The organism is Thalassolituus sp. UBA675 (assembly GCF_002297765.1).
Taxonomy (GTDB): domain Bacteria; phylum Pseudomonadota; class Gammaproteobacteria; order Pseudomonadales; family Oceanobacteraceae; genus Thalassolituus.
This window is the reverse complement of record NZ_DBNJ01000004.1, coordinates 4802-31080: the sequence shown is the minus strand read 5'-3', so window position 1 is coordinate 31080 and position 26279 is coordinate 4802. Positions and strand designations below refer to the sequence as shown.

The 26279-nt window shown below is 51.5% G+C and carries 23 protein-coding genes (1 of these 23 cut by a window edge); 12 read left to right on the top strand and 11 right to left on the bottom strand.

Going from position 1 to position 26279, the window contains the following annotated elements:
- Nucleotides 1–19 precede the first annotated feature (19 nt).
- Nucleotides 20–1033, bottom strand: a complete 1014-nt coding sequence (locus tag B3007_RS01695) for a metalloregulator ArsR/SmtB family transcription factor (protein ID WP_068439797.1) — start codon at nt 1031–1033, stop codon at nt 20–22.
- Nucleotides 1034–1210: 177 nt separating this feature from the next.
- Here B3007_RS01695 and B3007_RS01690 point away from each other — a divergent pair, with 177 nt between their 5' ends.
- The 3 genes from B3007_RS01690 to B3007_RS01680 all read left to right on the top strand — a co-directional run bounded on the left by B3007_RS01690 (nt 1211) and on the right by B3007_RS01680 (nt 4249).
- Nucleotides 1211–1987, top strand: coding sequence for a glutathione S-transferase family protein (locus B3007_RS01690; RefSeq protein WP_068438963.1), 777 nt, complete (start codon nt 1211–1213; stop codon nt 1985–1987).
- A 92-nt stretch (nt 1988–2079) separates the two neighbouring features.
- Entirely contained in the window at nt 2080–4005 is a 1926-nt protein-coding gene (locus tag B3007_RS01685; RefSeq protein WP_301376648.1) for a DNA topoisomerase III, read from the top strand.
- Nucleotides 4006–4114: 109 nt separating this feature from the next.
- On the top strand, nt 4115–4249 hold the full coding sequence (locus B3007_RS01680; protein ID WP_301376647.1) for a hypothetical protein: 135 nt from the start codon (nt 4115–4117) through the stop codon (nt 4247–4249).
- 25 nt (nt 4250–4274) lie between these two features.
- Here B3007_RS01680 and B3007_RS01675 read toward each other — a convergent pair whose 3' ends face one another.
- Entirely contained in the window at nt 4275–5588 is a 1314-nt protein-coding gene (locus tag B3007_RS01675; RefSeq protein WP_301376646.1) for an acetyl-CoA hydrolase/transferase family protein, read from the bottom strand.
- 321 nt (nt 5589–5909) lie between these two features.
- Between B3007_RS01675 and B3007_RS01670 the strand changes: the two genes are divergently transcribed.
- Complete coding sequence (locus B3007_RS01670; protein ID WP_301376645.1) at nt 5910–6833, top strand: hypothetical protein; 924 nt, start codon at nt 5910–5912, stop codon at nt 6831–6833.
- 83 nt (nt 6834–6916) lie between these two features.
- On the opposite strand, the gene B3007_RS01665 is transcribed toward B3007_RS01670, so the two are convergent.
- Nucleotides 6917–7846 carry a branched-chain amino acid transaminase gene (locus B3007_RS01665; RefSeq protein ID WP_273091845.1) on the bottom strand — a complete coding sequence of 310 codons (930 nt, stop codon included), beginning with the start codon at nt 7844–7846 and terminating at the stop codon, nt 6917–6919.
- A 78-nt stretch (nt 7847–7924) separates the two neighbouring features.
- Nucleotides 7925–10834, bottom strand: coding sequence for a bifunctional [glutamate--ammonia ligase]-adenylyl-L-tyrosine phosphorylase/[glutamate--ammonia-ligase] adenylyltransferase (gene glnE / locus B3007_RS01660; RefSeq protein ID WP_301376644.1), 2910 nt, complete (start codon nt 10832–10834; stop codon nt 7925–7927).
- Nucleotides 10835–11149: 315 nt separating this feature from the next.
- Here glnE and mrcB point away from each other — a divergent pair, with 315 nt between their 5' ends.
- Nucleotides 11150–13453 carry a penicillin-binding protein 1B gene (gene mrcB, locus B3007_RS01655; protein WP_301392200.1) on the top strand — a complete coding sequence of 768 codons (2304 nt, stop codon included), beginning with the start codon at nt 11150–11152 and terminating at the stop codon, nt 13451–13453.
- Nucleotides 13432–13806: a tetratricopeptide repeat protein gene (locus tag B3007_RS01650; protein WP_297530818.1), complete on the top strand. Its 375-nt coding sequence runs from the start codon at nt 13432–13434 to the stop codon at nt 13804–13806. Before mrcB ends, B3007_RS01650 begins: the two co-directional genes overlap by 22 nt.
- 45 nt (nt 13807–13851) lie before the next feature.
- On the opposite strand, the gene B3007_RS01645 is transcribed toward B3007_RS01650, so the two are convergent.
- The 5 genes from B3007_RS01645 to B3007_RS01625 all read right to left on the bottom strand — a co-directional run bounded on the left by B3007_RS01645 (nt 13852) and on the right by B3007_RS01625 (nt 19607).
- Nucleotides 13852–15366, bottom strand: a complete 1515-nt coding sequence (locus tag B3007_RS01645) for a methyl-accepting chemotaxis protein (RefSeq protein ID WP_301376642.1) — start codon at nt 15364–15366, stop codon at nt 13852–13854.
- Between the two features lie 162 nt (nt 15367–15528).
- The gene (locus B3007_RS01640; RefSeq protein ID WP_301376641.1) at nt 15529–16149 is read right to left on the bottom strand and encodes a hypothetical protein; all 621 of its coding nucleotides are present in this window, start codon (nt 16147–16149) and stop codon (nt 15529–15531) included.
- Nucleotides 16146–17441, bottom strand: coding sequence for a glutamate-1-semialdehyde 2,1-aminomutase (hemL, locus tag B3007_RS01635; protein ID WP_301376640.1), 1296 nt, complete (start codon nt 17439–17441; stop codon nt 16146–16148). Before hemL ends, B3007_RS01640 begins: the two co-directional genes overlap by 4 nt.
- Nucleotides 17442–17456: 15 nt before the next feature.
- The gene (hemJ, locus tag B3007_RS01630; RefSeq protein WP_068435644.1) at nt 17457–17885 is read right to left on the bottom strand and encodes a protoporphyrinogen oxidase HemJ; all 429 of its coding nucleotides are present in this window, start codon (nt 17883–17885) and stop codon (nt 17457–17459) included.
- Between the two features lie 3 nt (nt 17886–17888).
- Nucleotides 17889–19607: a chloride channel protein gene (locus B3007_RS01625; RefSeq protein WP_301376639.1), complete on the bottom strand. Its 1719-nt coding sequence runs from the start codon at nt 19605–19607 to the stop codon at nt 17889–17891.
- Between the two features lie 188 nt (nt 19608–19795).
- Here B3007_RS01625 and argC point away from each other — a divergent pair, with 188 nt between their 5' ends.
- The 5 genes from argC (at nt 19796) to B3007_RS01600 (ending at nt 22977) form a co-directional block, all read left to right on the top strand.
- Complete coding sequence (argC, locus tag B3007_RS01620; RefSeq protein WP_301376638.1) at nt 19796–20833, top strand: N-acetyl-gamma-glutamyl-phosphate reductase; 1038 nt, start codon at nt 19796–19798, stop codon at nt 20831–20833.
- Between the two features lie 22 nt (nt 20834–20855).
- On the top strand, nt 20856–21596 hold the full coding sequence (locus tag B3007_RS01615; protein WP_068444725.1) for a DUF6776 family protein: 741 nt from the start codon (nt 20856–20858) through the stop codon (nt 21594–21596).
- Complete coding sequence (locus B3007_RS01610) at nt 21596–22006, top strand: bactofilin family protein (protein WP_301376637.1); 411 nt, start codon at nt 21596–21598, stop codon at nt 22004–22006. Before B3007_RS01615 ends, B3007_RS01610 begins: the two co-directional genes overlap by 1 nt.
- Nucleotides 22007–22067: 61 nt before the next feature.
- Nucleotides 22068–22415: an iron-sulfur cluster insertion protein ErpA gene (gene erpA, locus B3007_RS01605; protein WP_068444719.1), complete on the top strand. Its 348-nt coding sequence runs from the start codon at nt 22068–22070 to the stop codon at nt 22413–22415.
- A 25-nt stretch (nt 22416–22440) separates the two neighbouring features.
- Complete coding sequence (locus tag B3007_RS01600; RefSeq protein WP_301376636.1) at nt 22441–22977, top strand: hypothetical protein; 537 nt, start codon at nt 22441–22443, stop codon at nt 22975–22977.
- On the opposite strand, the gene B3007_RS01595 is transcribed toward B3007_RS01600, so the two are convergent.
- Together B3007_RS01595 and B3007_RS01590 are read right to left on the bottom strand one after the other, a co-directional pair.
- Nucleotides 22968–24077, bottom strand: a complete 1110-nt coding sequence (locus B3007_RS01595) for an anhydro-N-acetylmuramic acid kinase (protein WP_301376635.1) — start codon at nt 24075–24077, stop codon at nt 22968–22970. The two genes, B3007_RS01600 and B3007_RS01595, sit on opposite strands and share 10 nt — an antisense overlap.
- Nucleotides 24074–25360: a M23 family metallopeptidase gene (locus B3007_RS01590; RefSeq protein WP_301376634.1), complete on the bottom strand. Its 1287-nt coding sequence runs from the start codon at nt 25358–25360 to the stop codon at nt 24074–24076. The genes B3007_RS01595 and B3007_RS01590 overlap by 4 nt, the downstream gene beginning before the upstream one ends.
- A 139-nt stretch (nt 25361–25499) precedes the next feature.
- Between B3007_RS01590 and tyrS the strand changes: the two genes are divergently transcribed.
- Nucleotides 25500–26279: the 5' portion of a tyrosine--tRNA ligase gene (gene tyrS / locus B3007_RS01585; RefSeq protein WP_301376633.1), read on the top strand. Its footprint extends 519 nt past the window's final position; the window shows 780 of its 1299 coding nt (coding positions 1–780); the start codon lies at nt 25500–25502; the stop codon falls past the right edge of the window.

The window sequence follows — 26279 nt, the reverse complement described above, 5'->3', positions numbered from 1 at the left end:
ACTCCTCAAAAAAATGCCCTCAGGCATGAAACAGTCGGAACTGGATCTGAAATCCGTTCCTTAAACCGGAATATTGGCTCTGGCCTTCTTTCAGTCCGGCTTCTTCGGCCCATTGACTGAGATCAGCAGGTTCAAAACCAAGCCATAAATCTCCGCAAGACTCCCGCGCCCAAACCTGTTCGTGGCGACAGAGGTCGGTAACCAAAAACGTACCGCCCGAACTCAGAAGCTGGGCGACATCGTTAAAAATATTCTTAGGTGACGGCACATGGTGCAGCACCATATTAGCCACGGCGAAGCCATAGCCACTGTTGTTTGTATCGCCTTCAACATCCTTGCGCGATTCAAGCAACGCGCGGGTGTCGCCCTGCACTAATGTCACGTTGTTCAGTTGCTCGTTCTGGCAGAAAGTTTCCGCTTTCGCTAACAGATCCGGCGAAATATCGAGCCCTGTCACACCAGCAAATCGTTCGCTCAGGGTCTGCAGGAATGCGCCCTCGCCGGGGCCAATTTCCAAAGCGTAGCCACTATTCTCATTGCTTCCCGGCAGGTAGCCCAGGGAGTCAAGAATGGTCGCCAGTGCATCGCCATACTGCTCATACGATGCAATCAGATCCTGCTGTTCGCGGAAATCATCTGCATGACGGGCAAAGAACCCGGCACAGGCTTCCGCTCGCTCTGCCAGTACACCATCAACGGCGGCATTGTTATCGCTTTCATCAAGCGACGAATCAATCGCGCGGAACAGCTCCCGCAGCCAGGTACTGAAGGTATCGTCGCCGGTATTCAGCGGACGGCGATAAAAAATACTGTTGCCCTCGCGCTGATTACTGACCAGGCCCGCCTGAGACAGCACCTTAAGGTGGTGGCTCATACTCGACTGCTTGATATCGAATATCTGACAAAGCTCCAGCACGCCAAATGCGCCTTGCCCGAGCAGTTTCATGACTCCCATACGCAGAGGGTCTCCGGCGGCCTTGGACGCCTGAGCCAGTCTGGCCAAAGTTAAATCGTTGGTAGTCAGATCGTTCATGGTTGCCAGTATAGTGATTTTAAACTCTATATCAATTTTTTTTGATATAGATCTGTATCCCTTTGTAATGGGCCATGGAGGTCGCAGTTCGTCCACATCCGACCTGTTTGGATCTGAGCAACCTTGTATTATTGACACCTGTATAGAAATTAATGCCACGTACATCAGGATGACTCGATGACGATCAATACACCGCTTACTCTTTTTACGATCAACATGTCGCACTACAGCGAAAAAATTCGCTGGCTGCTGGATTATGAGGGCATTGAGTACAACGAGGTTGCACTGACACCGGCAGTGCACACTCTGCCAATGCTGATTAAAGGTAAGCGCGCAGAAACTACGGTTCCTTTGGTTCAGCGTGCTACTACCTGCGTGCAGGACAGCCCGAGAATTGTGAATTGGCTGAATAACGAATATGGCCCACTGAAAACCTTACCTGCGCAACATGAGCAAGAGATTGTTGCGATTCAGCAGCGCTTTGATGCGATAGGTAAGCCGGTGGCTCGCTATCTGTATCTTCCCGGCTTTGCTCACGACGCCTTGATCAAAGATATCTGGACTCAGTTCGCCAAACCATGGGAAGAGGTATTCGTTCGAACTTTCTATCAGGTAATCAAACCTGTTTTCAAAGTTAAGCTGAAAATTAATAGAAAAGACGTCGCCCGTGCCGAGCAGAAAATCGATGCAGAAATCCGCTGGTTGGAGGAGCGCATTCAGCAAGGGCCATATCTGGTAGGGGATCAACTGACGGTTGCTGATATAACAGCGGCCTCTCTGCTGGCTCCGCTAGCTTGCCCTGAAGAACATCCTATCTACGGTACAGCCGAGTTCCGGGAGAAAATGGCTGGTCCTGCCCAGCAGTGGGCTGACAGTTCAGCACTTATGTGGGTCAGAGAAATATACGCGAAGCACCGAGGCGTTATCTGGGCTAAGCCTCCAGTGGCTGCCTGACGTTAAAATCTTTCGCGTTAACACTCTGTTTGCTAACGCACTGGCATGATGGTTAACTACTGGCTGTTTATACAGTTTAAGCGTTCGCCATCATGCGCCTCTTCATTGCCGAAAAACCCAGTCTTGCCCGCGCCATTGCCGAGGTTCTTCCCCGCCCACATAAAAAAGAAGAAGGCTGTATTCGTGCCGCCAATGGTGACGTCGTCAGTTGGTGTATTGGTCATTTATTAGAGCAGGCGGACCCAGAAGCCTACAATCCACTCTACAAAAAGTGGCAACTTGACCACCTGCCCATTTCGCCCGATGAGTGGCAGCTCCAGCCAAAGCCTAAAACCCGGAAGCAACTGAGCGTTTTACGTAAGCTGATTAAAGAAGCCGATCAGTTAGTGCATGCAGGAGACCCTGACCGTGAAGGCCAGCTGTTAGTGGATGAGGTGATTGATTACCTGAAAACGCCACAGACCAAGCGCCGCAATGTTCAGCGCTTACTGGTCAGTGACCTGAATCCATCGGCAATCAAGCGTGCTCTGGGCGAGCTGCGTAGCAACAGCGAGTTTATTCCCTTATCTGTTTCTGCATTGGCTCGTAGCCGGGCAGACTGGTTATACGGAATTAATCTCACACGCGCCTGGACGATCAAAGGACAGCAGGCGGGTAATCGCGGCGTACTGTCTGTTGGACGGGTACAGACACCGGTTCTCGGGTTGGTCGTCCGGCGCGATAAAGAGATCCGCGACTTCGTCAGTAAGCCCTTTTACGAGGTTCAGGCGGCCATACACCTGAGTGCTGAGCAGCCTCCCAGCTTTTTCGCTAAGTGGCAGCCTAGCGAGGCATGTCGGCCGCATCAGGATGACGAGGGGCGGGTACTGAATCCGAATCTTGCTAAGAACGTGATCGACCGGATTCGTCAGCAGCCAGCGCAGGTAAAAGCGTTTGATAAAAAACCGGGCAAGCAAAATGCATCTTTGCCCTACAACCTGTCCTCTCTACAGATCGACGCCGCAAAAGCCTTCGGTATGGCAGCGAAAACGGTACTGGATGTTTGTCAGAGCCTGTATGAAAAATACCAATTGATAACCTATCCAAGATCAGACTGCCGTTATATACCCGTTGCACATCACAGTGAAATGCCGCAAGTCTCTGCGGCTATCCAGACTGTCATTGCAGATGCTGGCGACATGCTGAAGCATACTGATGAATCCAGAAAGTCAGCCGCATTTAATGACAAAAAAGTCGGCGCACACCATGCGATTATTCCGACATCTAAAAAATACTCGGGTAACTTAAATGATGCAGAGAAAAAGATTTATCGGTTAATAGCCCGCCAGTATTTACTGCAGTTTTGTGGTGCCTTTCAGTATTCTGACACCCTCATTGAGCTTGAAATTGCTGGTGGTCGGTTCATTGCCCGTGAACGGATCACCTTGGCAGCCGGCTGGAAAGCGTTAATGCCTGCGCGTGAAAAAACATCGCCGCCATTACCTGATCTGGTGGCAGGTCAGGCCTTATGGAGCGGTGAGCCTAAGCTGGAAGAGAAGCATACTGAACCACCGAAGCATTACACAGATGCAACCTTGCTCGCGGCCATGACCGGGATTGCCCGCTACGTTGAAGACCCGGAGCTACGTAAGGTCCTTAAAGATACGGACGGGCTTGGCACTGAGGCCACACGGGCGAGCATCATAGAGCTGCTGTTTAAGCGTAAATTTCTGCAGCGACAGGGTAAGCAGATTCAGGCAACAGAGACAGGACGGCAATTGATATCAGTTCTTCCGGACGCCTGCTCGCAGCCGGATATGACTGCCTATTGGGAACGCCAGCTGAACGATATCTGCGAAGGCGAAGGAAGCTACCAAGGCTTTATGCAGCCTCTGAGCGATCGGTTAATTGAGCTGGTGGAAGCAGCAAGGTCAGCGACTATGCCCGTGATGAGATCGGGTACACAAACTGGCCAGAAAAGCCCCCGAAAAGCGACGTATCGGCGAAGGAAGAAAGGCGTTGCGAAATCTGGCCGATAGGCATATTAGTAATTTCCTATCAGGCTGAGAAATACTATCAATTTAATCCTTATCTTTGTGTTGTGTAATTTGATCACATCTCCACAGATTACGACCCAAGGAATAAGTAATGAAAAATTTTATAAATGTAATTAAAAATTCTTACGCCAATGTGAAAACTCTGGATCAAAAAGCCTCAGTAACCTGCAACTACGCCGACAACTATTACGGCGATCAGGTCTGCTTACTGATACATAAGAAGTAAGTTTCATCTGTCGGTTGCTTTGATCTCAGATCAACCGGCGGCTGCGTGCACTCTCTTCCAGTTCAGCCCGGAAGGCGGGGTGTGATATATCAATCAGAGCTCTCGCACGTTGCGGAAGTGACAAGCCTTTCAGGTCTACACAGCCAAACTCAGTAACGACAAAATGGGCATCCATTCTTGTGTCGGTCACGCATCCGCCTGATAGCTCTGGAACGATGCGGCTCAGAGTCCCTTTTCGTGCGGTCGAATGCAGCGCAATAAAGGAACGGCCGCCATGGGATGCGAATGCACCACGGACGAAATCAAGTTGACCTCCGGTGCCAGAAAACGGTGTGCCCTTTATGGATTCGGCGTTGATCTGGCCTGTGATATCAACCTCTATGGCTGAGTTAACCGAGACCATGTTCGGGTTCTTGCGAATGACTGCAGGGTTATTGACCCATGAGGCCGGGTAACCAACAACCGATGGGTTGTCGTCCATAAAGTCGTACATGGCACGGTCACCAATAGCGAGGGTGTAGACATGCTTATGCTGCATCAGCCGCTTTTCCCGACCATTGATAACGCCTTTCTGGATAAGAGCAGCGATTGCTGGAGAAAACAGTTCACTGTGTAGCCCCAGATTTTTGTGTGACCCCAGCAGGCGGGCGACGGCTGCGGGTACACCCCCGACGCCCATCTGTAACGTATCGCCATCCTGAATGTATTCTGCGACCTGCCGAGCGATCAGTTGATCGGTTTCAGACGGCTCAGGTTCGGTCACTTCAGAAAGGGCACTATCAGATTCGACAAGAGCATCAACCTCTGAGATATGTACAGAGCACTCACCAAAGGTGCGAGGCATCTTGGGGTTTACTTCAACGATGACTTTCTTGGCTTTACGGATAACCGAAGCACCATAATCTGCATTGGTACCCAGGCTGAAGTACCCGTGTTTATCCATAGGAGATACCGTTACCATAAAGCAATCAGGCTCGGTCTGCCGGGTTAAAAGGCGGCCTACCTGATGAAAGGCACATGGAACAAACTCAACCCAATGCGGATTCTGAAGTCCAGCGATGGCTTGACGGTCGTGACTGCTTAAAAACAGACACCTGGGGGTGAATTTACCTTCGAGCTCATTTTTCAACAGAGAGTCTGCCAGAGCTTCGGTGCCATGCATGTAATAGATATTGAGTGGAGGTAATTGATCGTTTGTAAAAGCCTCACCAAGAGCCTTCAATAAGGCCGGTGGCATTGCGACGCTCATTCCTAGGATCAGGTTTGTGCTGTCTTTCAGCAGACTAACGGCAGCATCAGGTAATAATCGTTTTTCATCATATTCTTTACGCCATTGCATGATTCCCTCCAGGCCTGATAAGCGAGTTGAAGTAAACATCCTCCTTCTTTATTACACCATCGTGATGTCAGAAGGCTGATCGTGAGCATTCTTCAGGTGAAACCAGACTACATTCTTGTCAAATAACAGAAGAACTACAGCCTATGGCGTCGCGAATGCTCGCCAATTCTACCCAGGGATCGAGAACCACCTCAGCCAGCACCGGGGGTGATCCCGGAAGAATTAGCGCTCATGCCAAGGAGTTCACACATAATTTACAGATCGCTCAGAAAGAGTCTGATATGTTATCGAATCATCAAGTGCAGTCACGGGAGAGTATGCATGCCGGGCATCAGGGTTCCAGACATTAAGATCACGATACAGAGATTGCGGGGTTTTAGCGCCATTTTAACGCTGGCTGTAGCGACTTTCACGTTGGTCGCTTGCGGAGGCGGCAGTGATGGCAGCTTGGGTGGTTTTATTGATGTAGGAACCTCAGAAGAAACGGCCACCATCGACATCACATTTGCACCTGGGCTTCGTGGTCCTGAAGCAGAACCCTCTGTCTCAGAACTCTCTGTTACAGATAACGATGCCATTGTGATTAACTCACGCGTTACTGGAACCGCTCTTCCCGGCGTTGCGGATACTGCGTCTGAATTTGAACTGACTTACACGCCGCTGGTGGATCGTGAGGTGCTCATTGTACTCAGTAGTACTGAAGCCCCGAACCTTGATCTCGAGGTCAGTGACAATTCTCTGAATAGCGAACAGAGCGAAAATTCAAACTCCTACGAAGTGCTGTTGATGGATGTCGATGCAGGGCGTACCTATACATTAACGGTCTCAACGCTTGCAGAAGGAGGGCAGTTTACACTTCTACTGACCGAGCCAAACCGGGCTTCTTTAGGCCTGACTGATACTGAGTATTTTGTCACTCATGAACGGCGTGGTTCTACCCTTTGTGATAGCTCTCCGGAAGGGGCTTACGTACAGCAAACCTACTGGATAATTAACTGGGCAGAGGGGTATATCTCCGACCCTGATGAAACTCTTAACTTTACCAGTGTCGACGGAAATGCCTTCAGTAGTGAGCAGACGCTGGATCTTGGCTCTGTGACAGAAAATTTCTCGTTGACGCTGGATACTAATTCTACGACGGGCGTTGTCTCGGGTAACGCCACTCAGACCCGGACATTTTCTTCTGGCGAATTTAGTCAGTGTGTTACCGAAATAGATTTTCGTGAAGGGCAGGTAAAACTGTAAATGCAGAAAGTCTCAGAGCATAAAAAAACCCCGGTTAATCCGGGGTTTTTTATTTCACTCATTTGAAAATAAAATCAGGGAAATTATTTACAAGGAGTAATCCATTCAGCATTGAATGGGTTCTTGCCCGTCACAGTATCAAAGTACATGGTCTGTAGTTTTTCGGTGACTGGGCCGCGACAACCCTTACCGATAATGCGACCATCCAGAGACTGAATCGGCAGTACTTCTGCTGCAGTGCCAGTGAAGAAGGCTTCGTCGGCAACGTAGACTTCGTCACGGGTAATGCGTTTTTCGCGTACTTCATAACCCAGAGACTGAGCCATTTCGATAATGGTCTTACGGGTAATACCATCCAGGCATGAGGTCAGTTCCGGCGTGTAAATAATGCCATCACGAACCAGGAAGAAGTTCTCACCAGAGCCTTCAGCCACATAACCTTCGTTATCCAGAAGCAGGGCTTCTTCACAACCGCTGTCGATGGCCTCACGCAGAGCCAGCATTGAGTTGATGTAGTTGCCGTTCGCTTTCGCTTTACACATGGTGATGTTCACGTGGTGGCGGGTGTAGCTTGAGGTGCGGATTTTAATGCCCTGAGTTTTGGCTTCTTCACCCATGTAAGCCGGCCATTCCCAGGCGGCAACCATGACATGAACTTTCAGGTTGTCAGCACGCAGGCCCATGCCTTCAGAGCCGTAAAACGCCATTGGTCGGATGTAAGCACTGTCGAGGTTGTTTTCACGCACTGCAGCACGCTGAGCTTCGTTCAGCTCTTCGCGGGTGTAAGGCAGTTTCATATTCAGAATGTGTGCGGAGCGGAACAGGCGGTCGGTGTGTTCCTGCAGACGGAAAATCGCCGCGCCCTGATCAGTTTCATAAGCCCGCACACCTTCAAAGACGCCCATACCGTAATGTAGGGTGTGAGTCAGTACGTGAACTTTGGCATCGCGCCAGTCGACTAACTCTCCGTCAAGCCAGATCAGACCATCACGGTCAGACATGGAAGGTAGCATAAGGACCTCACTCGTAAATGTAATGTTGTATTCGGTAATTCAGTAAACGTTCAGCAGTCTGCGCTTGCCTTGCAGTGGTTATGACTGCTCGGGTTCAAGCCAGAGTTTCCAAAGTCGGGTCACATCATTACGCCGTGCATCAAATCCGAGTGCCGACACTGAGTCGCTCTCGAGGAGCAGGGATTGTTTCTGCAATGCACGCCGGTGAGTTTCGGCTCGGTAGGACAGGTAGGTTTCCTGCAGGGTCTGACAGTCTTTTGGAGCCATCAGACCGGCCTTCGTTAAGGCATCCAGCAACCGCATGTTATCGGTGACCTGAGTAAGCTCAGGGTGCTGGTGTGACCAGGCCAGTACGCCATATTGAACCAGAAACTCGATGTCAACAATACCCCCTTCATCCTGTTTCAGGTGAAACTGCTGGCCGTTCGTATCTTTAGAGCCGAGATTATCCCTCATTTTTTGCCGCATGGCTCGCACTTCTTCGCGCAGTTCAGGAATATCTCGCTGTGATGTCAGGATTTCCTGACGGATGTCATTAAAGCTTGAGGACAGCTCACTGGACCCACTGATTACGCGTGCGCGGACCAGTGCCTGATGCTCCCAGGTCCAGGCATGATTCTGCTGATATTCTTTAAACGCTTTCAGCGACGCGACGATCATTCCTGAGTTACCTGATGGCCGCAGACGCAGGTCGACTTCGTAGAGATCGCCGGAGCGGGTCTGAGTGCTGCAGAAGTGAACCATGCGCTGACCCATACGGGTATAAAATACGCCGTTATCCAGGCTGCGTTCGCCTGTGGTGGAGCCTCCCGGGTGACCGTGATGGATAAAGACCAGATCAAGGTCCGAGCTGTAACTCAACTCAAGACCACCCACCTTGCCGTAACCTACGATGAGAAACTCGGGCGTATATACCGGCTCTTTATTCGCGTCTGTCGGATAGCCATATTTCGCGACCATCTGCTCGAAGGCCAGATTCTGAACCATGGTCATGGTGGTTTCTGCAAGGCGGGTGAGGTAGTCGCTGATCTTCATCAGAGGCAGTTTGTTCATCACTTCGCAGGCCGCCGCCCTGAGTTTGTGAGCGCGCACAAACTGGCGCGTCTGCTCCATCTGCTGTTCGAGATCATCGGCTTCGATCCGCAATAAACGGAGATGCAGCTCTTCCTGCAGCTCATGCTGGTCGGGCAGTCGGTACAGAGTTTCCGGCACAAGAAGCTCATCGAGCAGAAGCGGCGTTCGGGTAATGTATTCCGCGACCCAGCTCGATGCGGAACAGAGTTTAATCAATTGCTCCAGTGCCTGCGGGTTTTCACTGAGCAGAACAAGATAAGCTGTACGCCGAAGAACGGCTTCAAGCAGCGGAATTACTCGTTCAAGTGTTTCTTCGGTATTGTCTTGCGCCCAGACCTGCTCCAGTAACGAAGGCATCAGTGCTTCAAGACGTTCGCGGCCTATCTGCTGCATGTTGGTTACCGGGCGTGATTCACGGAAGGTATCAATGCGCTGGCGCACTGCGGATTCACCGGCGCACGGATACTGCTTAAGGAAATCTCTGGCGGCCTCTTCGTTCAGTTCGCCATGCCAGAGGTCGAGCCAGACATGGTCGGCTTCCTTGTTATCCTGCTCGTCGTCATGAGCCACAATCTGAGCAAAGTGGTGGCTGACAATGCTGCGGTGCTGATTCAATAAGGTAATGAAGGCTTCCCAGTCGTCGCATTGCATTGAGACTGCTATGCGAGCCTGATCGGTTGGGTCGGTGGGCAGTTCCTGCGTCTGCTCATCCCGTAAGCTCTGAATTGCGTGTTCGGTATCACGTAGGAAGAAGTAAGCGCTTTTCAGCTCTTCGGTAGCACCGGACGGCAGATAGCCCTCTGCGGCGAGAATATCCAGCACATCGACGAGTTCACGTATCTGAAGATGTTTTTCCTGGCCGCCACGAATCAGCTGAAATGCCTGTACGATAAATTCGACTTCGCGGATGCCGCCCGGGCCCAGCTTCACATTGTTATTAAGGCCACGTCTGCGTACTTCAGCATTGATCATGGCTTTCATTGAGCGCAGCGATTCGAAAGCACTGAAATCAACATAAACCCGGTAGGTAAAGGGTCTTAAAATATCGAGAAGCTCCTGTGCTTCCGGACTGTCTTCGCCCGTCATTACCCGGGCTTTCACCATGGCGTAGCGTTCCCAGTCGCGTCCCTGGCTTTGGTAATACTCGTCGATAGAGGCAAAGTTCATGACCAGAGGGCCACTCTGACCGTAGGGGCGCAGGCGCATATCAGTACGGAAAACAAAGCCATCGACGGTTTGTTTATCAAGCGCCTGAATCAGCTTCTGGCCAAGCTTAATAAAGAATTCCTGATTGCTGATGACCTTCGGGCCGGTCGTATTGCCACTCTCGGGGTAAGCAAAAATAAGATCGATATCTGAGCTGAGGTTGAGCTCCCAGCCGCCCAGCTTGCCCATGCCTATGACAAGAAGATGTTGTTGCTCCCCGGATTCTTTACCGACAGGCTGGCCATGACGGGATTCGAGTAACGGCGACAGGAACTGGATACTACGGATGACGCAGACGTCCGCGAGTTGAGAAAGAGCTCGTGTCGTCTCCAGTGTACTGGCTTTTTTCAATGCATCCCGCCAGATGATATGTACCATGGCGCGACGCCGTAGTTTGCGCAGTGCAGCGTGCCAGTCATCTTCGGATTCAGCACCCCGGGCCAAAGTATCAAGCCACTCGTTTAACTTTTTACTGTTGATCTGAGCGTTGATGGAACCGTCAATAATGGCATGACATAGATGTTCATGGTCTCGTGGGAAAGCGTCTGCGACATAGTCGCTCAGAGTCAGAACGGTTTGCAGTGCCGTCTGATGTTCGGGAGTTAAACCGCTGAAAAACTCCTGCCATTGCAATCCCATTCGCTCTGCCAGAGAGACGAGTTGAGGCTCTGTTGCCTGCCAGTGGGATAGGAGTGCATCGGGGAGCATATTCATTAACCTGTGTTGGTGTCTTACTGGTTGTCTAGGTAGTTGCCTGTGAATTAACTGTAGCGGGTAATGTGTGCCTGTGAACAGTGATCTTATGATCAGGTTGATTATAGGACGAGGTTGATTACAGGAATAGACAGTCGCATTCGGGAACCCGATACTGTCGGCAGGGTCGATATAGCCTCTTTAACTGTCTTTTGTCAGACCTGTTCGCAGTTTTACATTTGTTATCAGATATCATCGCCACATTTCGCGATCGTACGTTTTACCGGAGCTTTCGAACGGATGTCAGGGAAACCTACCAAAAAAACAACAGTGAAAAAGTCAGCAGCAAAGAAAGAAGTGTCTAAAAAACCTGTCGCCGGAAAGCAGCGGCGCTGGAAAGCGACACTCTTAGGCTTGTTCTCCGTATCGCTGGTGATTTTCGGTGCCTGGATGATTTATCTGGATGCCGAAGTGCGCCGGGCATTTGATGGTAAAAAATGGGCACTACCAGCCAAGGTGTATGCGCGCCCACTCGCCCTGTATCCGGGGTTACTGCTGTCGCCACAGCAGCTTCAGGCCGAATTGCAGTGGTCGGACTACAGGCAGAGTAGGGCCGCCGACCGGCCAGGCACCTATCAGAGGACGGGGAATACCTGGCGTATTTATCGGCGCGGCTTTCCCTTCTGGGATGGCCCCGAGCCAAGTCGGGTTATTGAAGTAACGTTAGCCTCCGGGCGTGTCGAAAAGGTCTCTGATGAGCAGAGTGCCAAGGCTCTGGTACGTCTTGAGCCTCAGTACATCGGCGGTATTTTCCCTGTTCACAATGAGGATCGGGAGCTCGTCCGGCTTGAAGATGTTCCACCGGTGCTCGTGGCGGCATTGATCATTACTGAAGATAAACGCTTCTTTGAACACTGGGGAATTTCTCCCACAGGCATTGCCCGGGCCATGGTCGCGAACGTCAACGCTGGCCGTATGGTTCAGGGTGGCTCAACGCTCACTCAGCAGTTGGTAAAGAACTTTTTTCTTACTAATGAACGATCCCTGAGTCGCAAGATTCAGGAAGCCTTTATGTCACTGTTGCTTGAGCTGCATTACGACAAAGAAGAAATTTTAGAGGCCTACATCAACGAGGTTTATCTCGGGCAGTCCGGGCGTCGCAGCATTCATGGTTTTGGTCTGGCCTCGCGTTTCTATTTCGGCAAACCTTTGCGAGAGCTCGACAACGCAGAGATTGCGACTCTGGTCGGACTGGTGAAAGGGGCGTCCTACTATAATCCCCGTCGAAACCCTCAGCGCTCGAAAGATCGTCGTGATTTAATTCTTGGCCTGATGGCTGAAAGTCAGGTCATTACTGAAGCGGAAAGCCTGCGCGCCAAACGAACCCCATTATTAACTGCCTCACCTAAGCGTGCGGGGCAGCGTGAATACCCTGCGTTTCTTGAACTGGCTAAACAGCAGCTTCAGCAGGATTATCGCCTGCAGGATTTGCAATCAGAGGGCTTGCGTATATTTACAACGCTCGACCCCTGGGTTCAGAGCGCGGTTGAAAGTTCGGCTGAAGCCCATCTCTCGTCATTAGAAACGCGTTCTCCGCGACTTAAAGGCAAGTTGGAAACCGCAGCTGTGATCACCAGCGTCGATGGTGGCGAAATTCGCGCCTTGCTCGGTGGGCGCGACGCGTCTTTCTTTGGTTTTAACCGCGCATTGAATGCGAAGAGAGCGGTTGGCTCTCTTGCTAAACCTGCGGTTTATTTAGCGGCATTACGTAGCGGTGAGTATCACTGGGGCACCCTGATTGATGACAGCCCAGTTACGGTAGAAGGGCAGGATGGGAGCCTCTGGCAGCCTCAGAATTACGATAAGAAAAGTCACGGTATGCTGCCAATGCAGGAGACTCTGCAGCGTTCTCTGAATCAGGCGACGGCACGCTTAGGAATGACGGTTGGTCTGGATAAGGTCGTCGATGAACTGGTCCGCTTAGGTATCCGGGATGATCTGCCTCCTTACCCGTCTTTGTTGCTGGGCGCTATGTCGCTGTCTCCCTTCGAAATGACCCAGATGTACCAGACGATTGCCTCTGAGGGCTTCCTGATGCCACTGCGCACCATTGATGCAGTGACCACCGCAGAGGGAGATATGCTTTCCTCTTATGCAATTCGTGGTCAGCAGGTATATGACCCGGTGACGATGGAGTGGCTCACGTCAGGCCTCAAGGCCGTCGTGAGTGAAGGCACCGCCCGACGGCTTAATGACCTGCCGCAACCGCTTGCAGGTAAGACGGGCACGAGTGATGAGCAGCGGGATGCGTGGTATGCCGGCTTTGATAATCGCCATCTTGGCGTGATCTGGGTAGGTATGGATGACAACGGACCTATGCCATTTACCGGCAGCAGTGGCGCACTGCCCATCTGGCAGGAATCGTTCAGGCGGATGGGGACAGAGCCGCTGACGCCTTCGCGCAGTCTGGTTGATATCCCGGTGAACCCTCAGGGTCAATTACTCGAAGACGGATGTTCTGGTAAGGTATATAACTTTCCCGCATCGTGGCAGACAACAAAACGACTTGCCTGCGAATCCGGGGTTCAGAGTATTGGTAAAGGGATTCGCTCATGGTTCGAACGATTGTTTTGATCGCAGTAGTTGGCTTTCTAACGGCGTGTGCGAGCACATCAACGCAGGATGGCCCCACGGAAAACTACGGACAGTATCAGGGGGGTACTGATCATCCCGCCGTAAAAATGTTGTTTGGTCAGGCAGATGATGCAGCTAAGGCAGGCAACTGGAGCGCTGCGCTGACGTACCTTGATCAGGCACGACGCATTGAGCCGAGAAATCCCTATGTGCTCTACCGTCAGGCGAAAACATACGCAGCGGCGGGCGACAATGCACGCGCTCGTCAATTACTGGAAAGAGCCCGTGTCTTTGCCGACGATGAGGATGAAATGCTGAGTTATCTCCTCTACGAGCTGGAATTTCAGTTATAAAGAAACGGCCACATAATAGTGGCCGTTTTTTATGGTGTGAGAGATCTAGTGCGTCTTAAAGTTGGCCAGTAAACCAGCAAGCTTACCAGCCATGCTCGATAGCTGCCCCGTTTTCGCCTTCGAGGCCTGAGCCAGTCCCAAGTTCGAGTCCCCGATTTCGCGGATCGAAATAATGTTGCCATTGACCTCGTTGACCGCCAGGTTCTGCTCGCGAATAGCTTGAGCAATTTGTTGATTCATCGTACTCATAGATTCTACCGCTGATTTAATCAGTCGTAGCTGCTCATCGATATGACCTATCTGGCTGACGCTTTCGCCAACACCGCTCAGTGATGTTTCCATTGCGCTCACCGCCTCACCCGAGCCCTTCTGCAACTGTTCAATCATTCGCTGAATCTCTTCCGTACTCTCATGAGTACGTGATGCCAGGGTACGGACTTCATCCGCAACAACCGCGAAGCCGCGACCCTGCTCACCTGCACGGGCAGCTTCAATAGCGGCATTCAGTGCTAAAAGATTCGTTTGTTCCGCAATGCCCTGAATTACAGATAACACAGAGCCGATATTGTTACTTTCTGAGTCCAAGTTCTCGATAACAGTGTTAGCGGTTTTAATATTTTGCTCTAAACGCTCAATGCTGGTGCGGGCTGCACGAATTTCTTTATCGCTGGCCGCTGAGACTTCGGTTGCAGATGTCGCAGACTTGGCGGCTTCATCTGAAAAGCGATTTATCTCCTCCATCGCACTGGTCATTTCCTGAGTGGCGGAAGCAATTAGATCTGTTTCGTCGCTTTGCTTGCTGGACCCTGACTCGACAGTTTTGCATGACTTATCGAAATCATCACTGATCCCCGAAATTTCATAAGACAGTTCACGGGCTTCATTGACGAGTTCATTGATCTGAGCAAAAAAGGTGTTAAAGGTATGTCCGAAGGCAGACTGAGGTTTATCCAGTTGATAGGAAAGATCAATCTGACCTTCTTTCTGCAGATGCTCTCCAATACTGAGCAACTCAACACTCTGAAGGAATTCTGCCCAGCTCTTACGGGAAAGATATACGAGAACGCCCGCCTCAAATACGACGAAGGCAGCGTGTAAAAGTACGATCTCCAGGCCGGTAGTCATATCGAGTCCCGGATGGTACTCAAATATATAAACGCCGGAACCCATTTCCTGGAGGTAGTTAAATACCAGGTGATGAATTGCGATCACGGCCGCCGCAGTAATGATAGTAAGCTGGTCGCGGTAATAAAGAAGCGCAGCAAGCAGAGCAAAGATACCAAAATGCATTTCAATCAAACCATGAGCCTGATGAATATGCAGTGCCGAGAAAACCATCAGTGATGCCGCAAATGAAATGCGTGTTAAGCGATGGCCGGGCATGGCCTTGCTGATCATTGCAGGCACAGCAACGGCGGGTACACCGACCAGAAAGGCCTCCGCCCAGGTGCTATTCCAGCTGGCCAGACCGAACGATAGCGCGAGCAATGCCAAGCTCAGGGTGAGGAAAAACCGGTCCGCATCCCGATAGAATTTATTTATTGCAGGAGGTTGGCTCATAGCAGTAACCACATTCTCTATATTGGTATCTGCTATTGAGTGTAGACAAGGCCCAGCAACTTGCTAATCGCAATATTGACCGAACCATTAACAAAGCTGGCTAATTTTTATACAGGTATTGTGCGATAGATAACCTTCAGTTATGCAATCGCAGCTTAACTTCTATTGCCCGACCTCGCGCTGGCGAATATGAAGGTTGGCCTGATAAATCAGAATGGTGAGGGGAATAGAAAGGTAGGCGAGATCTGGGGTCAACTTCAGGCTCTCGAACGAAATGCTCTCGTTCGTGTGAAGCAGATAACCCACCACTGCGGCTCCCCACAGTGCGGCTATGATAAGCTTTGGCGCTAACAACTGATGTGGCTTGAGTGCCCAGACTAATAGAGAAAGCGCGCCGATAAGTGCGCTAATTGTCGGTATATATTCCGCAACATCGCTGCGACGTGCCAGCTCAAAAATGACACACAATACTAGAAGAATACGCCCCCAGATCACTCGGTCCCAGTAGCAATTTTCACCGGCTCCGGCGACCTGGGCTGCCTGCACGGTACGTACGAGAACGATCAATGGAAACGCTGCATACCAGGCCAGGCCGTACAGAAGCGTTCCGGCTGCATCGTTGCCCGTGACTGCGCTGAATATCTCCCCGCCAGCGGCAATGCCAATGATGAGGCCCGCAGCAAAGTCCGCAGCCTTCTCCCCGGACCATTCGGTCCCGGGGACAGGGCGTGCGCACCAACAGAAGAGCGCAGAGATCAGTAATAGGACGGTGTTCTCAATCACAGGGTCGCCATCACCCGATCAGCGGCAGCGATGGTGTCGTCGATATCCTGCTCGGTATGCGCAATGGACATAAAGCCCGCTTCGAATGAAGACGGCGCGAGGTATACCCCTTCTTTCAGCATGCCATGGAAGAATTTATTAAAACGCTCGCCATCGCAGTGGTCAGCCACGTCACGGAAGCCGTTAATTTCGTTCAACTCGGTGAAGAACAGGCCAAACATAGAGCCCGCGCTGGTGGAGGTGAATGGAATGCCATGCTTATCCGCCGCGGCTTTGAAACCATCCAGCATCTGTTTTACCCGTGCGGTCAGCTGGTCGTAGAACCCAGGTTTCTGGATGGCTTTCAGCATCGCCAGACCGGCGGCCATCGCCAGTGGGTTGCCAGAAAGAGTCCCCGCCTGATACACAGGGCCGAGAGGCGCCAGGTATTCCATGATTTCGCGCTTACCACCAAAGGCACCAACGGGCAGACCGCCACCAATGACTTTACCCAGACAGGTCATGTCGGGAGTAATGCCATAATATTGTTGCGCACCGCCCAGTGATACACGGAAGCCGCTCATCACTTCGTCAAAAATAAGCACAATGCCATGCACAGTGCAGAGCTCGCGTAACCCCTGGAGGAATGACTTCGATGGAGGAATGCAGTTCATGTTACCGGCAACGGGTTCGATGATGACGCACGCAATTTCGTCACCCATTTTCGCGAAGCATTCTTTAACGCTATCGAGGTCGTTGTAGTTCAGGGTAATGGTGTTTTCTGCAACGCCTGCAGGAACACCGGGAGACGTCGGAACGCCTAAAGTCAGCATGCCGGAGCCCGCTTTCACCAGCAGTGAATCAGCATGGCCGTGATAGCAGCCCTCAAATTTCACCAGTTTATCGCGGCCGGTAAATCCTCGAGCCAGACGAATTGCGCTCATGGTGGCTTCGGTGCCTGAGTTAACCATGCGCACCATGTCCATCGACGGGATCAGTTTGCAGACTTCGTCAGCCATCTCAATTTCAATATGGGTTGGCGCACCAAAGCTCAGGCCCTTATCCATACGTGCACGTACGGCATCAAGAATTTCATCCGCAGAATGGCCAAGAATCATTGGCCCCCAGCTACCCACGTAATCGATATAACGGTTGTTGTCGGCATCGAACACATACGCCCCTTTGGCGTGATCAAAAAAGATCGGTGTACCACCGACACCTTTGAATGCACGTACCGGAGAATTTACACCGCCCGGGATGTGTTTCTGAGCAGCTTCGAACAACGCTTCCGACTGGGAAATAGAATAAGTCATAACAATACCTTGGAATTAAAACGGGCGGACGACGACGAGAATGACGACGCCGAGCAGAATAAATACCGGAACTTCGTTAAACCAGCGGTAGAACACATGGCTGCGAGTGTTCCGGTCTTCTTTGAATACTTTTAACAGTTGGCCGCAATAGAAGTGGTATACAACGAGCAAGGCGACCAGTGTGAGTTTTGCGTGCATCCAGCCCTGGCTGAAATAAAAGCTGGTGTTCATCGATAACATCCAGATGCCCAGGGCGATGACGACCACCATGGATGGCGTCATGATTCCGCGATAGAGCTTACGCTCCATAACTTTGAAACGCTCGCGGGATATCTCATCACTGGCATCAGCGTGATACACAAACAGGCGCGGTAAGTAGAAAATCGCCGCAAACCAGGTCACAACAGCGATGATGTGGAAGGCTTTCAGCCATAGGAAAGTCATGAATCAGGCCCCTTGTGCCGGACGATACTGGTAGTAGCTTTCGATGTCTTCGCGCGAAACGATACCTGCGAACTGATGACGGCGCTCATCGCGATACACTATCAGCCATTGTAATTGATGTGACTGCATCTGGTCTAAGGCGTCCTGCAGATTCGCTTTTAACGAAATGCGGGCGGCCGCCTGTCGGTCAGCCGGGATGGTAAACAGGTCAATGGTTTCTGCATCAGGGTCAGTTTCGAGTGCTTCGGCGATAGCGGCTGGTCGTATCAAGGTGTCTTCACCAGCAATCAGGAGCCAGCTCGGATCACGTTGCAGAATAAACCCAGCGGCTTCCCGACCGACTTTCCGTTGCACCTCTACAACGGAGGTCTGCATCGCTTGAGCAACCCAGGTGTTGCGCAGCATCTGCCGTACAGGGCTTGGTGCCTGGTATTGAGCGTTGCCTCCGAGCTGTACCTGAAATACCGAGGGTAGCCGGAATACTTCGCTGACTACTAAGCTGGCGATCACAACGGACAGCATACCGGGCATGATGATATTGGGGTTAGCTGTCAGCTCAAGCAGGGCAACGAGCGCTGCCAATGGTGCTCTGAGTACCGCCCCCATCATGGCGCCCATCCCCAACATTGTGTAAAAGCCAATTGAGAGGGGGTAGTCAGGCACCAGCCAGACAGAGAGCTGCCCCATTAACCCGCCAAGCGCTGCTCCGATAAAAAGTACCGGCCCGATAAGGCCGGCGGGAAAGCTGACGGCAGCAGCCCAGCCAGATAGAAACATCTTGGCCAGCAACAGAAGCAGGAGGGTGGTGAACACGACTTTACCATTCAGGGCGTCGTTAACTGTGTCGTAGCCAATACCAAGAATTTCAGGCAGCCACCAACTGATCGCCAGCGTCGCGATTGTTAAACCGCCCCAGCGTAAAACAAGCGGGAGATGCCCGAGGCGCTGTAGTAATTTAACCAGGTAAATGTAGCCAGTGGCCACCAGTCCGGCGACAACACCAAGCAACATGATGTAGGGGACTTCCCATAAAGAGGTGAGATTAAGCGCCGGAACATCAAACGCAGTTTCATGCCCAAATACCGCGCGGCTGACGATGGCTCCGCTAACGGAGGCGAGGATGATCGGAATAAAACCGCGGATGCTGTACTCCAGAAGTACAACCTCCATAGCAAAAATGACTCCTGCCATCGGTGTATTAAAAGAAGCGGAAATCGCACTGGCGACGCCAGCCGCCGCGAGAATACGTAAGCGATGATGGGCTAATTCGGTGTGTTGTCCGATCTGACTTCCCGTGCCTGCACCTATGTGAATCGCCGGTCCTTCACGGCCAACACTGTGTCCGCTGACCAAAGCAATCACTGCAGAAATCCACTGCAGAATAATGTTGCGGGCGGGCATGTATCCCTGATGTCGCTCCATCCTAAGCAGAACGTGGGTTACGCCCATACTGCGCCGTTCTTGTGGAACCCAATAAAACAACAGAATCAGCAGGGCGCCGCCACCTAGAAGAAGCAGTGAACGCACTTCCTGCGACATGCCTTCGAAATTCTCGGCGGAGCCAATCGGAAAGAAAGCGACGAGGGGAAGCTCAATTGCCAGGCGGAAGAGTGTAATCAGGCCTGCACTGACAAGTCCGGTTAATAGCGCCAGGCCAGCTAATCCAATCTGGTTGTCAGACAGTGTGATCATGTTTTGCCAGAGTTGGCGTAACGGGGTCACTATTGACGGTTCCTTTCTGGCCTTATGGTGTGAAGAGTGCGGAATACCCGCTATTATACTCATCTTTGCGGCACGGCTGGAAACACCCTCCGGGCGCCGCTTTCCTGCGCCATAAAATACTCTTTGTTCAATAGCATTCTGTGGCGGAGGCATACAAGAGCACTACTAGACTACTTCGGAGATTGTCTGTGATTAAGGTTGGCATCGTTGGCGGCACTGGGTATACCGGTGTAGAACTGTTGCGTATTCTCGTGCACCACCCAGAAACTGAGTTGAAAGTGATTACATCGCGCAGTGAAGAGGGTGTCCGGGTCGATGATATGTACCCTAATCTCCGCGGGTATACCGACCTCGCCTTTACCGTACCAGATGCCGATGCGCTGGGTGAATGTGACGTCGTATTTTTTGCAACGCCTCATGGTGTTGCGCATGCTCTTGCAGAAGAAGTGCTGAACTCAGGTGCTCGCGTTGTCGATTTGTCTGCGGATTTCCGTTTAAAAGACGTCCCGACATGGGAAAAATGGTACGGCCAGGAGCATGGCGCACCGGGTATTCTCCCAGAAGCTGTATACGGTTTGCCTGAGGTCTATCGGAGTGACATCAGCAAAGCACGCCTTGTTGCTTGTCCCGGTTGCTACCCAACGTCTGTCGAACTGGGTTTGATACCACTGATTGAGCAGGGACTGATCGAAGACCAGCTACTGATCGCTGACTGTAAAACGGGCGTTAGTGGTGCCGGGCGCGGTGCGAAAGTCGGTTCGCTGTTTGCAGAAACGGCCGACAGCTTTATGGCTTACGGCACATCCGGACACCGTCACCTGCCAGAAATACGTCAGGAGCTGAAAGCGGCTGCGGGTGGAAAAGACATTAACATCACTTTCACGCCTCACCTCGCGCCTATGATCCGCGGGATTCTTGCGACTCTTTACGCCCAGGTGCCGGAGCAGAAGATCGAAGATCTGCAGAAAATCTACGAAGAGCGATATGCCAACGAGCCATTCGTCGATGTACTTCCTGCTGGCAGTCAGCCAGCGACCAGAAGCGTGAAGGGCAGCAATGTGTGTCGCCTGGCACTGCATTATCACGAAGATACCGGTCAGGTCATCGTGCTGTCTGCGATTGATAATCTTGTTAAAGGTTCATCCGGCCAGGCGGTGCAATGTATGAATATTATGTTTGGTCTTGAAGAAAACATGGGCCTGCAACATGTTGCTCTGATGCCTTAACGAGCGTTTCTGGAGGTAGAGCATGGCAGTAGTTGAAGGCAGTGTTCAGGATGAGTTGGTCATTGTTCGCCGGGCGAAAGGGTATCGCTTCCGGCGGGCTTTCTGGCTCGCCATTCTTATTCTGATGACCGCAGGTGGCGGTTACCTTTACGGGTACTTCGATAGCTATACGCAGATGAAGGTACTCAAAGAAGAAAATGGTTACCTTAAAGACGGTTTGCGCACCAGTGAGAAAACCATTGAAGATTTAAGTCAGCGCGTGGCAGTGCTCGAGAAGGGCGGCGAAGTTGACCGGCAAGCTGCGGATGGTTTCCGTGAAACCGTAAAAAGTCTGAAGGATCAGGTTTCCGTGCTTGAGCAGGAAGTTGCGTTCTACAAGGGTATCATGGCGCCCGGTAGCGCCGATAAAGGCTTACGTATCAGCCGGATTGACCTCGATGCAATTAGTGCAAATCAGTACAGCTATGCCGTTATGATGACTCAGGTTGTCGATAACACGAATTATGTTCAGGGTGAGGTCGCAGTCAATGTGATTGGTTTGCGATCCGGCGAGCAGGAAGTTATCGCCCTCCGGGATCTGGATGAAAATATCAGTGAACTGGGTATACCATTCCGCTTCCGTTATTTTCAGGAACTCAAAGGTGTGTTGAATCTGCCAGATGGTTTTATCCCACAACAGCTACAGGTAGTTATGCAGTCACGCGGGCAGAACTCACAAAGGGTAGAAGAAACCCGAAACTGGAATTCCGAGGGAGAGGCCTGATGTTCAGTGCTAAGACCAACAACCATATAGATTTTGATACAGTGATTTCGGCTCGCACTGAAATCCGCGGTGATATCGCAGTGAAAGGCGCCATTCAGATCGATGGTGTCCTGAAGGGCAACCTGATAGCCGAGCCGGGCTCTAAGGCGTCGGTACGTATTAGCGATAAGGGGCGTGTTGAAGGGCGGATTACCGCACCTAATGTGATCGTCAATGGTGAGGTATGTGGAGATATCCATGCCTATGACTATATTGAATTGGCGAAAAAAGCCCGCATTACAGGCAATGTCCACTACGCATCAATGGAAATGGTATTAGGGGCGCAGGTGAATGGCCAATTGATTCATGGCTCCGGTTCAGCTAAAGCTGGCGCTGGCGTTTCTCAGACAGAAATGGCAAAAGTTGACTAAATCACTCGGTTAAGCAGATAATCCTACAAGACTTATCCAAGACATCTTTTCCAAGGTAATTATGACAGCAGTTCAGCAGGCCGCGCCGATTGAGTTGACGCAAGCGGCGGAAGAAAAAATTCGTGACCTTCTCGAAGATGAGGGTGATGATGAGCTGTGCCTGAGGGTGTTTGTGACTGGTGGTGGTTGTTCAGGTTTCCAGTACGGTTTCACCTTTGATGATGAACAGGCAGAGGATGATGCCCTCATCGGAAAAGAAGGCGTACGGGTACTTGTAGACTCACTAAGCTACGGTTACCTCGTTGGGTCAGTGCTTGACTATCAGGAAGGACTGGAAGGGTCGCGTTTTGCGGTGTCGAACCCGGGCGCTTCTTCTACATGTGGTTGTGGTTCGTCATTCGCAATCTGACTTGATACGCATCAGGGAGGTTCCCATGCGAATTGTATTAACTGCTTTACTAGCCTCATATTCTTTATCCAGTCTCGCTAACGAAGGTCTTCAGGAAACAACGTCTGCACCAGCCATCGATAATTCAGTGGTTGCTCCTGTTGAAGCTGTACAGGAAGGTGACGTTACAGCCGAGGTAATCCCTGCATCTACAGAGGGCATTCCGGCATTGTTCCAGGCCCGGATACAGGAACACTCTGCAGACGAAATGCTCGCTTTACTCCAGCGTGCAGAAAAAATTGCCTCAGGGCAGGATGTTTACCGCACTCGAGAGCCTGTAATGCTGGTTTTGTCGGGGGATGAAATCGAACTTTTCAAACGCGACAACTATCGCGACAACAAAGCTCTGGTTGATCTTGCTGCGCGTCTGGATGCTTTTAATATCATTGATGTCAAAGTCTGCCGTCACTGGACGGGCCAGCGAGGTATAGAACTGACCGACCTGCCCCCCTTCATCGAGGGCGTATCATCAGCCGATCAGGAAAATAAACGTCTTGAAAGTGCGGGTTACGCTTATTTCTGATTATTTTTGCCCGTACTCGCCGGGTAAATCCCACCAAGAATTCTCTCTCCCTGAGCACCGGTGACCGCAGGAAGGTTGCCACTCAGGTGATTTAACGTTCTCCAGCCTAGCCAGGCGAAAGCGATAGCTTCCATCCAGTCAGGGTGTACCCCAACAGCTTCTGTTGACTGAATATTCATCTGAGGCAGGTTGGCTCGGATGCGGTTCATCAGGTGACTGTTTTTCAGCCCTCCACCACAAACATAAAGATCCTGAAGTTCAGGCGCATAACGCTTGATTGCGCTACTTATGCTGGTGGCTGTCAGCTCTGCGAGCGTGGCAAGAACATTATCAGCGGGATACTGTTCGGGAATCTGAAGCTGCTTCAGGTTGAACAGCTCACGGCCAGTGCTTTTGGGGGGCTCTTCCGAAAAATAGGGATGCTGCAACCACTCTTCCAGTAAGTCAGAAATAACCACCCCCCTGGCTGCAGAGCTTCCTTCTGCATCACAGCTGCAACCTGTCATGGCCTTGCAGTATTCATCCATTAATGCGTTCCCTGGGCCAGTGTCAAACCCAAGAGTTTTATTCGGGTCCGGGTTTACCAGGGTCAGGTTGGCGATGCCGCCGATGTTGAGTACGCCGCATGGTTGATGCGCTTGCATCGCAACCTGATGAAATGCGGGTACGAGAGGAGCCCCCTCGCCGCCAGCCGCAATGTCCCTGCGGCGAAAGTCAGCAACGCAGGTAATGCCTGTGTACTCGGCGAGCCATGAGGGGTCGCCAATCTGCCAACTGAATCCGTCCGGTTGAGGTCTGTGGCGTAGAGTGTGGCCATGACTGCCGATAAGGCTGATGTCAGTGGAGGAGAGCGTATTCTTCTCTAACAGCGTAACGACAGCTTGCACGCCATATTGGGCGATTAAGCGGTCGGCATCCATGATGAGTTCAGCGCTGAGAGTCTCACTGATGGCTAACGCCTTAAAGAAATCCGATACTTCGTCTGGGTAATCAATGCACAAGGCATCAACCATCGTCACTTTGTCCGGTGTGATCTCCACGAGACAAGCATCCATGCCATCGGCACTGGTGCCTGACATCAGGCCAATACAAAGAGTCATTGAAAGTCCCCGTCTGTGCTTGAAGACACACTGAAGTCTTTCAACCAGCTGGTCAGCTTATTGGACTCCTTCATAAACGCCGCTTTTTCCGACGATTTAATAGATTCTGCTTTTGGCAGTCTTACCCGCAATGAGTCTCTGTGGACGCCATCGACCAGGAATTCGTAGTGCAGGTGCGGCCCTGTTGAGGCGCCCGTGGTTCCGACATAACCAATGATCTGGCCTTGTTTCACGTAGCGGCCGACCCGAACGCCACGCCCGAATTTACTCATGTGTGCGTACTTGGTCTGGTAGCGTTGACCGTGCTGGATGACGACGACATTACCGTAGCCGCCATTGCGACTGGCGAAGGTTACCTTGCCATCACCTGCAGCTTTGATCGGCGTCCCCGTCGGTGCTGCGTAGTCGGTTCCCCGATGGGCCCGGATTGTATTCAGAATCGGATGTTTACGGTTCGGGTTAAATCGAGAACTGATGCGGAAATAGTCAATCGGGTTACGCAGGAAGGCCTTACGCATGCTCGTGCCTTCCGGGGTAAAGTAGTTCGCTTGACCGTCGCTGTCGACATAGCGAACAGCTGTAAGCTCGCGATCCCGGTTATTAAACTGTGCGATCAGAATATCGCCGTAGCCAATCTGCTCGCCATCCAGCTGAACCTCTTCGAAGATGAGACTGAAAGAGTCGCCTTTACGGATATCGAGCGCGAAGTCGATATCCCAGCCAAAGATAGCCGCCAGTTGATAGAGAATTTGGTCAGGAACTCCCGCCTGAGAGCCGTCGTAGTAAAGAGAGTTGTCTATGGTCGCGGAGGCAAAGCGAGGGATGTAATCTGCCGTTCGTTCAATAAGCTCATATGAGAGACTACCATCATCTTCGCGGGCGAGAGAGTGTCTTGCGAGTGGAGACAGGATAATCTCCAGCTTCGAAATTTTATTTTCGGCCGTCCGAACCCAGCGCACAGTCTGACCGACTTTGAGATTGATAACATCCCGGGGAACTGCTGCTGCAATATCGATAACATCAACAGCACTGAGGTTCTCCCTATCAAACAGAACCGAGAGGCTGTCACCGCTTTTCACTGTGGTCTCTTCCCAGTCGGGTTCAGGCACAGGAGGTGGTGTGTCGGGTTCTGAGACCTCGGGAAGGTCAATAACAAACGTCTGTTGTTTGGTTGACTCACCGGAATCCGGGAGAAGAACCAAAATGAGTAGCAGCAGAATACCGAGCCCGGCACCAATCAGGTGACGTAACGGGAAATACTGTAGTTGCCCGGGCAGAGCCATCTTATTATCGAATCCTCGTATGCATTTCGCAGGAAAGTGTAAACAATCACTGAGCATTTTACCCGGTGAACTTGATTTTGCACCTTGATCAGGTATGTTCAGCTCCCTTTCCGACAACCCTAATGTGAAGATAGATCCCATGACAGCCGCACTTATTGCTGACCTGAAAGAGCGTGGTCTGCTGAACCAGATCACCGCTGAAGACGAATTTAATGAACACCTAAACGGCGGATCTCGCGTTCTTTATTGCGGTTTTGACCCGACAGCAGACAGTCTTCATCTCGGACACTTAGTCCCTCTTCTGGTTCTTCGTCGCTTTCAGGATGCGGGGCATAAGCCCATCGCATTGGTAGGTGGGGCGACGGGATTGATCGGTGATCCAAGCTTTAAGGCCGCTGAACGTCAGCTCAATACCGCAGACATTGTGGCTGGGTGGGCCGATAAGATTCGTGGCCAGGTCAGTCAGTTCATCGCCTTTGACGGTGTTGAGAACCCAGCCGTTGTTGTGAATAACCTTGACTGGGCAGGTGAGATGAACGTACTCGACTTCCTTCGTGATGTCGGTAAGCACTTCTCTGTAAATGCCATGATCAATAAAGAGTCGGTGCAGCAGCGCCTGAATAGAGAAGGGGCGGGGATCTCGTTCACCGAGTTTTCGTATGCGTTGCTTCAAGGGATGGATTTCGCTGAACTGAATCGACGTTACGACTGCACCCTGCAGATTGGTGGTTCCGACCAGTGGGGTAATATCGTTGGTGGTATCGACCTTTCCCGTCGTCAGAATGGCGCGCAGACGTTTGGTCTCACTGTTCCACTCGTAACCAAATCTGACGGTACAAAATTCGGTAAGACAGAATCGGGCGCTGTATGGCTGGATCCTTCTAAAACCTCGCCTTATGCCTTCTACCAGTTCTGGATG